The following is a 14155-nucleotide window of genomic DNA, read 5'->3' as shown; positions in this document are numbered from 1 at the left end:
CTCCGGGCACTGCCACTCGCCACGAAGGAAAAATTAGGAATAGGTTTTCCTTAGGCGAACGTAGATCCAGCGCGAGGTCAGCGTCAAGAGCCTTATAGTGGGAGCGGTCGGGAAGGAAAAGGTTTGTCCTCTGAACAGGCGCACGTCGCCACCATCCGCGAAGTCGCCGCGGCCGCCGGCGTCTCCATCGGCACGGCGTCCAAGGCGCTCAACGGCCGCGGCAAGCTGCGCGAGGAGACCCGCGCCCGGGTGACCGCGGCGGCGGAGCGCCTCGGCTTCCGCCCGAACCCCCTCGCGCAGGGGCTGCTCCAGGGCCGCACGTACACGGTGGGCCTGGTGACCGGCGACAGCTTCGGCCGCTTCAGCATCCCCGTCATGCTGGGCGCGGAGGACGCGCTCGGAGCCGGGCAGATCTCGGTGTTCATGTGCGACACGCGCGACGACCCGATCCGGGAGCAGCACTACGTCGAGCGGCTGCTGGCCCGGCGCGTGGAGGGCATCATCGTCACCGGCCGCCGCACCGAGCCGCGTCCCAGCATCGGCGCCGACCTGCCGGTGCCGGTGGTCTACGCGATGACCCAGTCGGCGAGCGACGACGACTTCTCGGTCATCCCCGACGACCGGGGCGGAGGGGCGCTCGCCGCCCGCCACCTGCTCGCCACCGGCCGCACCCGCATCGGCCACGTCACGGGCCCGGAACGGTTCGAGGCGGCCCGGCGGCGGGCCGAGGGACTGACGGACGCGCTGGCCGAGGCGGGCACGGGGCTCGCCGGGGAGCCGCTGTTCGGGGAGTGGACCGAGGAGTGGGGGCGGCAGGGCGCCGACATCCTGCTGCGGGCCCACCCGGACGTGGAGGCGGTCTTCTGCGGGAGCGACCAGATCGCGCGGGGGGTGTCGGAGACGCTGCGGGAGCGGGGGCGGCGCATCCCGGACGACGTGGCGGTGGTGGGCTTCGACAACTGGGAGCCCATGGTGGAGGGCAGCCGTCCGCCGCTGACGACCGTCGACATGAACCTGGGCGAGATCGGGCGGATCGCGGCGGAGCACCTGCTGGAGGCGATCGGGGGGGCGCCGCGGGCGCGGGGGGTGCTCACGGTGCCGTGCAGCCTCGTCCTCAGGGAGTCCACCCGCGTGAACCCGGCCTGACCCGTACTGCCAGCGGCCTCACACGGCAGGCGGCGCTGTACGGCGGACGACTCTGCACTACGGGCGGCTTCGGACGGGCGGCGGCGCCGTACGGCGAACGGCTTCGGACGGCTGGTCAGCGGGTGGCGGCCTCGATGACGGCGGCGGCGAGGCGGGTGTTCTCCGGGGCGCCGGCGCCTCCGCCGAAGGAGAAGCGGCGGCGCGTGTAGGCGTAGGCGACGCCGCCGGCCGGGTCGGCGAAGGACTGCGCGCCGACCGCGCCGCTGTGCCCGAACGCGTCCGGCCCCAGGAACGGGTAGCGCCGCGCCTGCGCCTCGAACCCGAGCAGGAAGTGGTCCCGCTCCCCCGTCACCAGGTCGGGCCCGCTGGAGTGCGGGCGGGTGAACTCGGCGAGGACGTCGGGCTTGAGCAACGGCCCCCGCGCGCCTCCCTCCACCTCGCCGAGGACCGCCGCGTACATGCGGGCCAGCCCACGAGCGCTCCCCACGCTCCCCGAGGAGGCGGGCCCGAGCGCGCGCACCTCCCGGGTGTTGGCGAACTCGACCAGGTCGGTGGGCGGGGTGGCGTTGAAGTTGAACGCGATCCCCATGAGGCTGTCGGCCGCCGGCGCCATGGACGCGGCCAGCGCCTGTTCCCGGGGCGGGAGCGGCCGGACCGGAACGTAGCGCGCCTCCTGCTCCGCCGGCAGCCCCAGATAGAAGTCCAGGCCGTACGGAGCCCGCACCCGCTCCTCGTACACCTGCTGGAGCGTGCGGCCGGTGACCCGTCGCACGACTTCGCCGGCGAGCGCGCCGATCACGAACGCGTGGTAGCCGTAGCCCGTGCCCGGCTCCCAGAAGGGCCGCTGGCCCGCGAGCCGGCGGGCGAGGAGCCGGTCGTCGGCCAGCTCGGCCGTGCTGAGGCCGCCGTCGACGCCGATGAGCCCGGCCCGGTGGGCGAGCAGGTCGCGCACGGTCAGCCCGCCCTTGCCCGCGGCGGCGAACTCCGGCCAGTAGTGGGCGACGGGCCGGTCGAGGTCGATCAGGCCGTCCTGGACCAGCAGCGCCACCACCAGGTACGCCGCCCCCTTGCCCGAGGAGTACAGGGCGTGCAGCGAGTCACCGGAGACTCCTTCCCCCACCCACAGGTCGACCACCCTCCGGCCGTGGACGTAGGCCGCGAGCTGGGCTCCCGGTTCCTCCTCCGCGGCGGCGACGGCCTCGAACTCCTCGAAGACGCCCTCGAACCCCTCGGCCACGGTGCCGTGAACGCGCGCCATCACTCTCATCTCCCCGCCTCGTCGGTACGGGAAGAATCATATAGTCATCAATCTTTATAGTCAATTTCAGTGACTATATTGTCGATCATGGAGTGACGGGGACGATGCGCGCCTCCCGCAGCTCGCCGCGCTCGATCGTCAGCAGGCCGATCGTGCCGTGGGGCTGGCGGCGGCGGTCCGTCGGCGAGCCCGGATTGAAGACGCGCAGGCCGTCGCCCGTCTCGTCCATCGGGATGTGGGAGTGGCCGAAGACCACCAGGTCCGCGCCGGGGAAGCGGCGGCGCATCCGGGGCAGACGGCCCTTGGCCGGTCCGCTGTCGTGGATCATGCCGACGCGCAGGCCGTCCAGGGTCAGCTCCAGCGTCTCGGGCGCGACCACGTCCGGGCCGTCGTTGTTGCCCTTGACGACGTGGACGGGCGCGTACGCCGACAACTCGTCGATCACGGACGCGACGCACACGTCACCGGCGTGCAGGATCACGTCGGCGCCGCGCAGGTGTTCGGCCACCCGGGGCGGGCACGAGCGCCAGCGGCGGGGCGCGTGCGTGTCGGACAGGACCACCACTCTCACCCCTCCCCCCTGCCCGCTTTCCCCGGAAGGGCACCGCCCTGTCCTGGGGAAGGGCACCGCCCTGTTCTCTCCGGCAGAGCGCCCCCGCGATTCCCGCGAGGGCATCCCCCACGTCCATGGGAAGGCATCCCCTACGAAAGTCGGCCGACCGCATCCCGATGACCGATCCGCCGGGGTCCGGGCGGGCCGTAGCGTCCGGTCATGCGTAAAGCCATCCAGGTGACCGGTCTGATCATGCTGCTCCAGGGCGTCAGCGGCGCCATCGACCATCTGGCCGTCCAGCCGTTCATGGGGCTGTTCCTCAACTTCTTCAACCGGGTGATCGTGCCCCGGGTGGACTTGCTGGCCGCCCAGCCGCTGTTCGCCAACCTCGCCCTGGCGGCGCTCGGCCTCGTGATGATCATCGCGGCTGCCCGCTCGTAGTCCACACTCGAAGGACCACAAGGCAAGGTCCTCGCGGGAGTGAGGGCGTGAGACTCGCGTCGAGCACATGAGGCCGTCGGCAGACCCCCGGTGACGCTCACCCCGGCCAGACACGCCACACCGAAGGCCACGAACAAGACGCTGACTGTGCTCGGGGGAAGCCGCTCACGTCGCCCAGGAACCTGCCTCCTGGCCCCGTCCATAGGGCCACCTCAGCGGGCTCACCGGCACCGCCCCAACCGAATTGATCGGCGGAACCAGTCGCCTCCGGATCCGCGACACGTGTGTTTCCGATGCCCGAGTTCCGCCGATGAAACCATGCTCGGCGCGCTGGTGCCTCAGATGTCGTGGTCGCGGGCTTCGCCTCCCTCTCGAGCGGACGCGGGGACGACGTATCTGGTGTGCGGGCCGTTCAGCCACGCCTCGTCGAGTTCCCTCCCCGTGACGCGGCCGATGAGGCGTAGAGCCGAGGTCACCTCGGCCGCGGCCGTGTCGCCTTCGAAGGCCAGCCCATCCAGGTAGCCGTCCAGCGGATTCGGGTCAGTGCCGTCCCGCTCCTCCGGGTCCCCGACCACCAGGGTCGTCACGACCTCGCCGTCGACCACGTATTCGAGGTCTTCGAGCCCCTCCAGTTCGTACAGGGGCCAGCCGAGGTAGAGCAGCCGCCCGCCGTCCCGGGTCAGCTCGACCCAGGACCGCCATTGCCACGCGTCGTTCCCGTCGAGTTGGATCACCTGGACCCAGCCCGGCGCTTGCGGGCCGAGCCAGATGACGCCGTCGCCGTGCTCGGTGTAGCAGCCGGTGACGATGTCCCGCCAGCCGCAGGCCCGGGCACTGCTCGGATCGGCACCCAGCCTCCGTGCCACCTCCTCGACCTCCGAGCCTTCCACCCAGATGCCCCGGAACGGCGTGTCCCAGTCGATGCCGTGAGCCACGAGGAGATCCCAGAGGTCCTTGTCGGTGTCCGACACCGCTCTCCTTTTCCACGCACGAAGCTTTCTCTACGCACGAAGTTCCTCCGCACGAAAGGCCCGTGCGGAGGAGCGGCTCCCGCGCACCGGCAGGCTCCGCTGACACCGAGCCACCGCCCGACACTGCCACTAACAGCGCAGATCCGAAGCATGATCGCGAAGTGTCACGGGAGTACCAGCACGTCCGCAAAGACAGGACGCGGGCTCCTGGATCCGCAGGCTTCTGATCGTCAGGCTCTCCAGCCGGGGCCGGCGATGCGCGCGAGCACCCGCCGGCTGAGCACGACGTCGAGCGGCAGCCGCCTGAGCGCGTCCGCGTCGACGATGGCTCCCTGCCGCTGGGCGATCTGCTGGAGCGAGGCCCAATGGCCGGCTTCCATGTCGTCCCGGGTGTGGCCACCGAATGGCTCGTCGGGCCCGACCACCACCCGCGCCGTCTCCTGGATGTCCGCCACCGACGTCGCGGCCCAACCTTGGGACGCGCCCCAACCTCGGTCGTTCAGCAGCGGCACCCGGCTTCCGTCGGCCAGTTCCGCCTCGAGACGCGCCGAGACCGTGACGGTGTCCGCCGCCTCATCGTCGACGTCGACGAACGCCACCAGACGTGTGACAGCCTTCATACGCCTCATCTCGGTGCAAGTATCCACCACTGCGGCGGCTCCGCCGGTGACTCACGACGGGAACGTCACGTACGGCGTCGGCGTCCCAGCACGCGCAACGCAGCAGCCGTTGCATCGCCTGCGGACCACTCAGCCCGGCATGCTCGGCAAGGTTCCAGCAGTTCTTACGTTCGAGATCGGACAGCAGCCCGCGGACGTTGGCGGTGGCGGTGCGACGCGGCCGAAACGGCTCGCGATCCGGCCCATCAGGTCGTTGAAGGTGACCATCCAGCCGTCAGGGTCTACAGTGTCGGCCACGGCCATCACTCGATCTTCAGATGTCTTCACAAACTCCGAATGATCACGCGGTGGCCGCGAGCCACAGCGTAGACCCTGATGGCGCCTGGAACACGTCGGCGGGGCCTGGTGAGTCACCACCGGATCCCGGCCGAGGTGCCCGGCCCGGCGCCGGGCACCGGTCGTCGGGTCACTTGACGATGATCTGATGGGTGGCCTGGGCCGGTCCGGTCGCGCCGTCCCCCGCATAGTTCGCGAGGTAGCTGTACCTGCCGGCGTTGGCGGGCGTGTCGGTGAACGTGTACGTGCCGTCGGCGTTCACCCTCACCGGCGGGAGCTTGACGGTCTTACCGCTGGTGCCCTTGACGTACAGGGTGCGCTGCACGGTGAGCGTGGACCCCGGAGAGGGCGGCCTGTCGCCCGCCGTCAGGACGCCGCTCAGCTCCACGGCCGTGCCGGCGACGCCGGACTGCGGCCCTGTCAGGGTGAGCGTGGCTTCGCGCTTGACCGTCACGGTGACGGAGGCGCTGCTGCGGCGGTGGCCGTCGTCGCCGTCCCAGAACACCCAGTAGATCACCTCGCCGATGTACGGCGGCAGCTCGAAGACGGGCGTGTCCTGGAAGGAGAACGTGCCGTCCTGCCGCGTCGTCACGCCGGTGATCGGCAGTTTCGTCCAGCCGGGCAGGTACTGGATCACCGTGAGCGGCTTGAGCCCGAGCGCCTCGCCGTCGGCGCGGGTGAGCCGCCCCTCGACGGTGATCGGCGAGCCGGCGTACGCGTCCGCGGGGGCCGTCACCGTGAGCTTGGTGGCCGGTAGCGCGACGCCCGTCACCCGCCACAGCAGCAGCCGGTCCGCGGAGCTGCGCAGCAGTGCGAAGACGTCCGTGCCGGAGAAGGCGACGCCGTCCTGGAGCAGTTCGGCGTCCGGCTGGTCGGCCGCGAACAGCTCCGCGCCCGTCGCCGCGTCGTAGAGGGTGAGGTCGGTGCTGCCCCACTGGCGTCCGGCCGCGACGTACGCGCCGTCCGAGCCGAGCGCCACGGCGGACGGGTACCCGTCCCAGCCGTCGCCGTAGGTGCCGATCGCCGCCAGGGTCCTGGTGTCGTACCTGGTGAAGTGACCGGGGGTGTCGGCCGCGCTGAACAGGGTGCCGCCGTCGGAGCTCAGGGTGAGGTCGCGCAGGTAGTCGATGCGCCACTCTTCGCCGTCGATCGTGCCGCGCAGCGCGGGGGCGCCGTCGCCGAGGTCGTAGACCAGCATGTCGGCGTGGTGCAGGGCGGTCTGGCCGACCACGAGCGTGTCGCCGGCGGCCGCGAGCACGGGAGGCCGCAGGTGCTCGCCCCCGACCGCCACGGGCGCCGGGGCGCTCGCGCTGAGATCCAGGCCGACGACGCCGCCGGGGCCGTCGTCGCATCCGTGCCCCACCCACAACCGCTCGCCCAGCAACGCCAGGGTGGACGGGCAGGGGTGGGCCGACAGGTCGATCCGGCGGGTGACGGCGAGGCTCGCGGTGTCGATCTCGGCGACCTCGTTCGAGCCGGTGAGAGCCGCGTACAGGCGGGTACCGTCCGCGTTCACGGCCAGCTCTTGGACGCCGGGCAGGCCGGTGACGACACCCCCGGTGAGGTTTCCGTCAGTGCCGGCCACGATGACGCGGTCGCCGGCGGGAACGAACACCCGGCCGCCGCCGACGGCCAGGTCGGCGGTGTAGGAGTCGGTGACCCCGAGGTCGGTGGTGGTGCCGGCCGCCGAGGCGGCGGGGGCCGTGACGGTGAGCAGGCCGGTGATCACGCCGGCGGCGCCGCAGTAAGCGGCTAATCGGCGAACCAGGGATGGGGACACGAGAGCCTCCTGCACGGGATGGGAACAGACGTTCTAATAACGTCTCATGGGTGCTCCCACGTCAAGATCATTCGGTCGCGCGACACCAAACCGTGATCAAGCACCCTCCGGGGTTCGAGACCGGGACGATTGTCGGTGCCCGCCGACATAGTCGTCGCCATGACGATTCCCCTCACGTGAGTCCGCGCCGTCCGCGGCCACGAGCCGGCGCTGGACGGGATGACCCTGCGCTGCAGGAAGACCGGCGGCCAGCTGCCGGCGTCCGTGCCAAGGGCCGTGCGGTCCAGCACGGTCGGTGAGCAGTTCGCGGCGCTGCTGGAGCACCTGGACGGGCACGAAAAGGAGTGCCGCGCCACCGTGGAGTCATGGATGCTGAACGGCTGCCGGTGCCTGCCGGGCTCCTCGCCGGGGTGTGGCCCGCCCCCTGGTGGCGGGCCTGCCTGCGGCACCTGGTGGTTCCGCGTGGAGGGGCGGGCCGGGCTGCTGGAGGAGGTGTCCGAGCACGGGCGGGTGAGCGTCAGGACGGCGAACGGTCGGCGGTTCAGGAGGCACCAGGCCCTCGGCCCCGGCGAGCGGCGGGTCAGCCCGGACGGCCACAGGTTCCACGACGGCCGGGACTTCTGGTGGCACCCCGGCACAACGACTGGGAGCCGCAGGGCATCAGCTCGTTGAGGCGACCATCCAGCCATCAGGATCTACGCTGTGGCTCGCGGCCACCGCACGATCTTTTGTTGTCTTCACCAACCACGAATGATCACGCGGTGGCCGTCGCCATGTGACCTCGACCCCTCAAGATCCCGAAGTGTCACTGGAGTATCAGGCGAAGCATCCGAGCCTATTCAGTGGAGCGCGGCGGTGGCCGGCAGAGATGTCGCCCGCTGCTCAGGATGAGAAGCGCTCAGTCCCGTGGTGGACAGGAAGTCCCGCTCGCGCCGCAGTTCCCGCTCCGTGACGGTCAGCGGGAACAGGGTGAAGCCGTGCATGGCGCCGGCGACGACCCCGAGCTGCACAGGCGCGCCTGCCGCCTGCCACCGTTGCGCCAGGAACAGCGAGTCGTCCAGCAGCGGATCCTCGCTCCCGACGACGATCCGGGCGGGCGGCAGACCGGTGAGGTCGGCGAACAGCGGCGAGACCTCGGGATCGCGCCGTTGTTCCGCCCCCATGCCGGGTGTGAACAGCTCGTACGTCCGCCGCAGCGTGTCGGTGTTGCTCAGCAGCCGCCTCGATCCGAACGATCGCTGGCTCGGCGTCATCGACAGGTCGTACGGGCCGAACACCAGGTTGGCCGCCCGGAACGCGCCCGTGATGCCGTGCCGGTCGCGAAGGCGCAGCAGCGTCACGACGCTCAGGTGGGCGCCGGCCGATTCACCCCCGATCAGCAGCCGTCGGGTGCCGAACTCGGCTGCGGCGTGATCCACCAGCCACCGGGCTGCCGCTTCGCAGTCGTCGGGACCGGCGGGGAACGGGTGCTCAGGCGCGAGGCGGTACTCCACGCTGACCACGGCCAGCCGTGCCTGCTCGGCGAGCCGCCACAGCCTTTCGTCCTGGCCGTCCGCGGAACCGAACACCCAGCCGCCTCCGTGGATGTGCAGATACACGCCCTCGACCTGGTCGGGCACGAATGCCCGGACCCTCACCCCACCGGCGATGACGCGGTCCTGGCCCTGCGGCAGTCGCACCGGCGGCGTGTCGCCACCGAGCCGGTTGCGCCGAAGGGCGGCCAGCGCGGTCGCGTCCGGCCTCTCGTCGCGCGCCGGGCGGCTCACGGCGGCGGCCTCGAATTCCTTGTTGAACGCCATGGTCTCGGCGAGGCAGTCCTCATCGGTGATCGTCATGCGTCGACCATCGCAGCCGTCCGCGACAACACCGTGTCACTGTTGGCCGGTGAGCCGCATCACACTCCCGCCGGCCGCTGCGGGCGGGCACCAGGGCCGACGTCTTCGGATCCCGGCACCCGCCGGACAGCGGCCGCGACTCGCGCAACGCTGGTCGACCTGCACGATCACCGATCGGGAACGGATCCCGATCGGCGCCTCACGGACGACAGGCGGCGGTGTCAGCCCAGATGCCGGGCGAAGAACCGCAACGCGCTGTCGGCCTCGAGGGCCGGCACGTCCTCGTGCTTGCCGGGGTTGGCGTGCAGCGTCTTCTCGCCCGAGGCCAGAGCGTCGAACAGCGCCATGGCGTCCTCGCGCGGCACCCGCTCGTCGTCCCACTGCATCAGGAACCGCACAGGGACGGTGACCCCGGCGGCGGCCTCGGCCGAGGCCAGTGACGTTCCGCTCAGCCCCAGCACCGCCGCGCGGATCCGCGGCTCGGCGGCGACCAGCGGAATGCCGAGAGCGCAGCCCAGCGACATCCCCCAGTAACCCACCGGGCCCATGTCCCCGAGCGCGTCAAGGACCGACCGCCATTCCGGGACGACCTGAGCGGCCAGCAGCGTGTGGAGCTCGGCCAGCAGCGGGACCGGGTCGCCCGCGCCGGCCATGCGGGCCCGCATCTCGGTGACGATCCGCTCGTGTTCGGCGGTCCTGGGCCGGCCGCCGTGGGCGGGGGCGTCGATGGCCGCCGCCGCGAAACCGCACTCGGCCGCCAGCCGGCCGGCGCGGGCCACGACGCCAGGGGCCTGCTTGTGCTGGCCGCCGCCGTGTCCGATGAGGACCAGGGCGCGGGGCTGGGTGTCGTCCGGCGTCCACAGCGCGCCGGGGATCTCGCCGAGGGTGAAGGTTCGTTCGGTGACGCCGTCGTTCGACGTGTGAGAAGTGAAGCGCATGCGCGTTTCAAGCCTTTCGGGATGCCTTGTGCGGGCGCTCCCTAGGCCATGCGAGGGAGGGAGCCCCGACCTGTCACAGCGTTGATCGGTCTCACCTCCTACGGTCGATGCGGTGCACAGCGACGGTGAACGTATCACACGGCTGCCTGCCGGCGGCCATGACACCGTCCGAGGAGGTGAGCCCCATGAACGCCGCATCGAGGTGGGCGCTCCCTCTCGTCCTCACGGCCGGGCGATGTTCAGCTGCGCCGGAGGCGCTCGGCATGCGGCAGTTCCCCGGCACGCAGGCGACCGGGCCGGGTGTCCAGGAGGCGCCATCGCGTCGTCCCACCGTCCGGGCTCTCGAGCGTCCCCAGAGCGAGCGCGGCGTCGATGCGATCCCGCACCTCCCCCTCCTTCTCCGGCTCCGTGGCGAACAGGACGCGCACCCGCACCGTGCCGCCCCGGCGGTCGGCAGCCGTATGGTGCGGAGCGAGCGGGCAGGGGGGCTCGTGCTCCCAGTCCCCGCACAGAGCCAGGGTGACCGCCGCGCCGGGGGCGCGCAGATCACCGTGCGCTTCCATGACGATCGTCGCCTCGTGGGCGAATGCTTGACGCACCCTCCCATGGTCTGTCGCGCCACCAAAGGAGGACAGATGCGGTCCTCCTGGCATGGACAATGCAGACATGCTCGAAACTTCTGCTCGGCTGCTTCGGGTGTTGTCCTTGCTGCAGCAGCACCGGGAGTGGTCCGGACCGCAGCTGGCCGACCACCTGGGGGTGACGGTGCGCACCGTACGCCGCGACGTCGAACGGCTGCGCGAGCTCGGTTACCCGGTGCACGCCACGATCGGGAACATCGGGGGGTACCGGCTGGGCGCCGGGGCCGCCATGCCTCCGCTGCTGCTGGATGACGAGGAGGCCGTCGCGGTCGCCGTGGGCTTGCGCACCGCGGCGAACGGCACGGTGGCCGGCATCGAGGAGACGTCGGTGCGGGCCCTCGCGAAACTGGAACAGATCCTGCCCGCGCGGCTGCGGTACCAGGTCTCGGCGTTGGACGCGGCCACCGTGGCGCAGCACCGTCCGCGTGCGGTGGTCCCGGCGGACGTGCTGACCACGATCGCCGGGGCCTGCCGCGACCACCGGCGGCTGCGCATGGACTACCGCAGCCACGACGGCACGGACACCACCCGTACGGTGGAGCCGCACAAGCTGGTCCACGCCGGGCGCCGCTGGTACCTGGTCGCCTACGATCTCGACCGGGCCGATTGGCGGACCTTCCGGGTCGACCGGCTGAGCCCGCGAACCCCTGAGGGTCCACGGTTCACGCCGCGTGAGCCGCCGTCCGGCGACATCGGCGGGTACGCGTCCTGGGCGGTCGGTGTCGACCGGTACCGCTACCAGGCACGGTTCACCATGTACGCCCCCGCGGCGCAGGTCGCCGAGCGGGTGCCGGCCGACGCCGGGGTGGTGGAAGCCGTCGACGAGCGCACCTGCACCCTGCGCGCCGGTTCGAACTCCCTGGACGGGCTCGCCCTGCACGTGACCCTCCTCGGCTTCGACTTCACCGTCCACGAGCCGGCCGAGCTCGTCGAGCACTTCAAGGGGCTGCACGCGCGCATCGGCCAGGCGCTCCAGGCGCCGGGCGAGGGCGGCCCGCCGGCCGGATGACCGGCGGGCCCTGCTGGGTCGCGAACAGTTCTGCCCCGTCCTGGACCTCCGACCGGCGGGGATGCTCCGCCTTCCTCAGGAGAAGTCGGCGACGCGGTCGGCGGCCCACTGGGCGAAGGCGCGGGCCGGGCGGCCGGTGAGCCGCTCGACGGTGTCGTACACCGGCGCGGGGTTGCCCACCGACTGCTCCCACTGCTCGAACAGGGTGTTGAGGATGAAGGGCGGCATGAACCGGCTCATCTGCTCGCGTGCGACCTCGGGAGTCAGTTCCTCGAAGACCAGCGGACGGCCGAGCGCCTCGCCGATCAGCGTGACCTGCTCGGCGGCGGTGAGGGACGCCGGGCCGCTCAGCGGGTACACCTGGCCGGCGTGGCCGTCCTCCGTCAGCGCGACGACGGCGACCTCGGCGAGGTCGGCCTCGTGGATGGGGGCGCTGGTGGCACCGGCGTAGGGAGCGCGGACCACGTCACCGGCGCGGATCTGCCCCGCCCACGGCAGGGCGTTGGTGGCCATGTGCGCCGAGCGCAGGAACGTCCAAGCCGGCTTGCCGCCGCGCAACGCCTGCTCGATCTCGGCGTGGTAGGCCGCGATCGGGTTGGCCTGCTCGGCGGCGGTGTCATCGACCCCGTTGGACGACAGCAGGACGACGCGTTCGACACCCGCCCGCTGCGCCGCTTCGACGAACGCCGGACCGCTGCCGGGCACCGCGAACAGGAACACGCCGGTGACGCAGTCGAGAGCCGCGTCGAGGGTTTCCGGGCGGGACAGGTCGCCCTCCACCACCTCGACTCCGACCGGCAGGACCGCACGCCGCGGATCCCGCACCAGCGCGCGCACCTTCTCACCACGGGCGACGAGCCGCTCGACGACGTGGCGCCCGACGTTGCCGGTGGCTCCGGTGACCAGGAACATGCTCACTCCAGAATTCATTGGGGCCGGACCTGTTATCCGCTGCCGTGCTCAGAACTCTGTCAGCCAAGCAGGACAGGTTCGTTCCTCCTTGGTCCACGTTTTCGACGACAAGGCGATCTTGGCGCGGCCGTCGTGACCCACACCTCACCCCCGACGGACATCGGGGGGATACGCCCCTATCTCGGTGCTTGGAAGCCGCCGATCTCCTGCTCGAGCAGTTCGGCCAGCCGTAGCGGGGTGCGGTCCTCAAACATCGGACCGATGAGCTGCACCCCCACCGGCAGGCCTTCGGGGGATCGACCCGCTGGTATGGCGGTGGCGGGCAGGCCGGGCATGGTGGCCAGGCCGGCCCAGACGAGCTGGTCGAAGTACGGGTACTCGACGCCGTCGATGTCGATGCGCCGTTCCAACGGATTGGGGTTGTGGTCGTGCGGGAACGCGGGCGTCGGCGTGATCGGGCACACCACGGCGTCGAACTCGGCGAACAGCTGCCGCCAGCCGTGGCGGTGGACCTCACGGCGGCTGTTCGCCTCCATCCAGTCGCGGTGGCTGAACACCATGGCGCGCAGCCGCACGGCGTCAAGACTCTGGTCGTCCGCGCTCAGTCCGGCGACGCGGGTCCGCAGCTGCTCGTACGATTCGACGGGAAAACGCGCAACGGAGCCCGAGATCAGCAACTGCAGGTAGAGCGTCGCGGCTTCGGTCAGATCGGGCAGCAGCGGACTGTGCCGTGCGACGCGGGCGCCGCCGTCGGCGAGTGCGGCGGCCACCCGGTTCACGCCCGCCCGCACGGCGGCCCCCGTCGGAAGGAGCGGATGCTCGTCGAGGACCAGGACCCGGAAGTCGCGGAGCCGCTCGTGGCGGGCGGGCGGCAGCGCCAAACGGTGCGCCACGCCGAGCGTCAGCGGGTCCGGTCCGGCCATGACGTCGAGCAGGAGCGTGAGGTCGCGGGCAGTGCGCGCCATCGGGCCGACGACGGCGAGGTCGAGGTCGGTCGGCAATGCCGGCGTGGCCGGCGGGACCATACCGCGGTTCGCCGCCAGCCCGAGCGTCGGCTTGTGCGCGTAGACACCGCAGAAATGCGCGGGGGTGCGCAGCGAGCCGCCGATGTCGGAGCCGATGGACAGCGCGCCGAACCCGGACGCCAGGGCCGCCGCCGACCCGCCGGAGGATCCGCCCGACGTGCGACCGTGATCCCATGGGTTGTTGGTGGTGCCGTAGATCTCGTTGAAGCTCTGGATGTCCTGCAGCCCCAACGGCACATTGGTCTTGCCGAGCACCACCGCGCCCGCCGCCTTGAGTCGCGACACCTGTACCGCGTCCTCGGCCGGCATGTAGTCCCGGTGCGGCGGCATGCCCCAGGTCGTGGGCAGCCCGGCGATGTTGAAGCACTCCTTGACCGTCACCGGAATGCCGAGCAGCGGCCGGTCCTCACCGCGGGCGCGCGCCTGGTCAGCGCCGCGCGCGGCGGCCCGGGCACGGTCGAAGTCCGGCACACAGATCGCGTTGATCACCTTGTCGTCCCGCTCGATACGGGCGATCGCCTCGTCGGTCAGTTCGGCCGAGGTCACTTCACCGGCACGCAAGGCAGCTGCGAGTTCTTCGGCCGACTGAAAGTTCCATTCCATGGAGTTGACTCTAACGGCCTGCCGTAAACGCTTGTCGCCACACAAGTCGCCCGCATCCGCCGGAAAAGTCAGAACGGCCGCCTCCAT

The 14155-nt window shown here is 71.3% G+C and carries 14 protein-coding genes and 1 pseudogene; 4 read left to right on the top strand and 11 right to left on the bottom strand.

The genetic code is table 11. The features are described from left to right. Positions 1-123 precede the first annotated feature (123 nt). Positions 124-1146 carry a LacI family DNA-binding transcriptional regulator gene (locus AB0H81_RS04285; protein ID WP_358369011.1) on the top strand — a complete coding sequence of 341 codons (1023 nt, stop codon included), beginning with the start codon at positions 124-126 and terminating at the stop codon, positions 1144-1146. A 115-nt stretch (positions 1147-1261) separates the two neighbouring features. On the opposite strand, the gene AB0H81_RS04280 is transcribed toward AB0H81_RS04285, so the two are convergent. Further along, positions 1262-2404, bottom strand: a complete 1143-nt coding sequence (locus AB0H81_RS04280) for a serine hydrolase domain-containing protein (RefSeq protein ID WP_358369008.1) — start codon at positions 2402-2404, stop codon at positions 1262-1264. Between the two features lie 85 nt (positions 2405-2489). Beyond that, complete coding sequence (locus tag AB0H81_RS04275; protein ID WP_358369005.1) at positions 2490-2975, bottom strand: metallophosphoesterase family protein; 486 nt, start codon at positions 2973-2975, stop codon at positions 2490-2492. Positions 2976-3176: 201 nt separating this feature from the next. Here AB0H81_RS04275 and AB0H81_RS04270 point away from each other — a divergent pair, with 201 nt between their 5' ends. Beyond that, positions 3177-3398: a hypothetical protein gene (locus tag AB0H81_RS04270; RefSeq protein ID WP_358369002.1), complete on the top strand. Its 222-nt coding sequence runs from the start codon at positions 3177-3179 to the stop codon at positions 3396-3398. 338 nt (positions 3399-3736) lie between these two features. On the opposite strand, the gene AB0H81_RS04265 is transcribed toward AB0H81_RS04270, so the two are convergent. The 4 genes and pseudogenes from AB0H81_RS04265 to AB0H81_RS04250 all read right to left on the bottom strand — a co-directional run bounded on the left by AB0H81_RS04265 (position 3737) and on the right by AB0H81_RS04250 (position 7105). Next, on the bottom strand, positions 3737-4369 hold the full coding sequence (locus tag AB0H81_RS04265) for a hypothetical protein (RefSeq protein ID WP_358368999.1): 633 nt from the start codon (positions 4367-4369) through the stop codon (positions 3737-3739). A gap of 230 nt (positions 4370-4599) precedes the next feature. Then, entirely contained in the window at positions 4600-4968 is a 369-nt protein-coding gene (locus AB0H81_RS04260) for a hypothetical protein (RefSeq protein WP_358368996.1), read from the bottom strand. An 85-nt stretch (positions 4969-5053) separates the two neighbouring features. Beyond that, positions 5054-5235 (bottom strand): annotated as a pseudogene (locus tag AB0H81_RS04255) (transposase); the annotation flags it as partial. A 220-nt stretch (positions 5236-5455) separates the two neighbouring features. Next, positions 5456-7105, bottom strand: coding sequence for a hypothetical protein (locus AB0H81_RS04250; RefSeq protein ID WP_358368993.1), 1650 nt, complete (start codon positions 7103-7105; stop codon positions 5456-5458). Positions 7106-7324: 219 nt separating this feature from the next. Between AB0H81_RS04250 and AB0H81_RS04245 the strand changes: the two genes are divergently transcribed. Beyond that, a complete protein-coding gene (locus AB0H81_RS04245) occupies positions 7325-7777 on the top strand; it encodes a hypothetical protein (protein WP_358368990.1) in 453 nt (150 codons plus the stop codon). Between the two features lie 167 nt (positions 7778-7944). Here AB0H81_RS04245 and AB0H81_RS04240 read toward each other — a convergent pair whose 3' ends face one another. From AB0H81_RS04240 to AB0H81_RS04230, 3 genes are all read right to left on the bottom strand, one after another. Continuing rightward, a complete protein-coding gene (locus AB0H81_RS04240; RefSeq protein WP_358368988.1) occupies positions 7945-8940 on the bottom strand; it encodes an alpha/beta hydrolase in 996 nt (331 codons plus the stop codon). A gap of 221 nt (positions 8941-9161) precedes the next feature. Next, the gene (locus tag AB0H81_RS04235) at positions 9162-9878 is read right to left on the bottom strand and encodes an alpha/beta hydrolase (protein WP_358368985.1); all 717 of its coding nucleotides are present in this window, start codon (positions 9876-9878) and stop codon (positions 9162-9164) included. A gap of 239 nt (positions 9879-10117) precedes the next feature. Then, a complete protein-coding gene (locus AB0H81_RS04230) occupies positions 10118-10477 on the bottom strand; it encodes a hypothetical protein (RefSeq protein WP_358368982.1) in 360 nt (119 codons plus the stop codon). A gap of 67 nt (positions 10478-10544) precedes the next feature. On the opposite strand from AB0H81_RS04230, the gene AB0H81_RS04225 reads away from it, so the two are divergent. After that, entirely contained in the window at positions 10545-11528 is a 984-nt protein-coding gene (locus AB0H81_RS04225; protein WP_358368981.1) for a YafY family protein, read from the top strand. Positions 11529-11603: 75 nt separating this feature from the next. Here the strand turns inward: AB0H81_RS04225 and AB0H81_RS04220 are convergent, their stop codons facing one another. Both AB0H81_RS04220 and AB0H81_RS04215 read right to left on the bottom strand, forming a co-directional pair. Beyond that, entirely contained in the window at positions 11604-12440 is an 837-nt protein-coding gene (locus AB0H81_RS04220) for an NAD(P)H-binding protein (RefSeq protein WP_358368978.1), read from the bottom strand. Positions 12441-12616: 176 nt separating this feature from the next. Then, entirely contained in the window at positions 12617-14155 is a 1539-nt protein-coding gene (locus AB0H81_RS04215; protein ID WP_358368975.1) for an amidase, read from the bottom strand.

The organism is Nonomuraea sp. NPDC050691 (assembly GCF_040654455.1).
In the GTDB taxonomy this organism is placed as follows: Bacteria; Actinomycetota; Actinomycetes; order Streptosporangiales; family Streptosporangiaceae; genus Nonomuraea.
Note: the sequence above shows the minus strand (reverse complement) of the source record. Positions and strands in the feature narration are given on the sequence as shown.

Excerpts from the sequence above, each read along its gene's own strand:
- AB0H81_RS04270 (WP_358369002.1), top strand. The coding sequence starts at position 3,177 with ATGCGTAAAGCCATCCAGGTGACCGGTCTGATCATGCTGCTCCAGGGC.
- AB0H81_RS04240 (WP_358368988.1), bottom strand. The coding sequence starts at position 8,940 with ATGACGATCACCGATGAGGACTGCCTCGCCGAGACCATGGCGTTCAAC.
- AB0H81_RS04235 (WP_358368985.1), bottom strand. The coding sequence starts at position 9,878 with ATGCGCTTCACTTCTCACACGTCGAACGACGGCGTCACCGAACGAACC.
- AB0H81_RS04215 (WP_358368975.1), bottom strand. The coding sequence starts at position 14,155 with ATGGAGGCGGCCGTTCTGACTTTTCCGGCGGATGCGGGCGACTTGTGT.
- AB0H81_RS04280 (WP_358369008.1), bottom strand. The coding sequence starts at position 2,404 with ATGGCGCGCGTTCACGGCACCGTGGCCGAGGGGTTCGAGGGCGTCTTC.
- AB0H81_RS04245 (WP_358368990.1), top strand. The coding sequence starts at position 7,325 with ATGACCCTGCGCTGCAGGAAGACCGGCGGCCAGCTGCCGGCGTCCGTG.
- AB0H81_RS04225 (WP_358368981.1), top strand. The coding sequence starts at position 10,545 with ATGCTCGAAACTTCTGCTCGGCTGCTTCGGGTGTTGTCCTTGCTGCAG.
- AB0H81_RS04220 (WP_358368978.1), bottom strand. The coding sequence starts at position 12,440 with ATGTTCCTGGTCACCGGAGCCACCGGCAACGTCGGGCGCCACGTCGTC.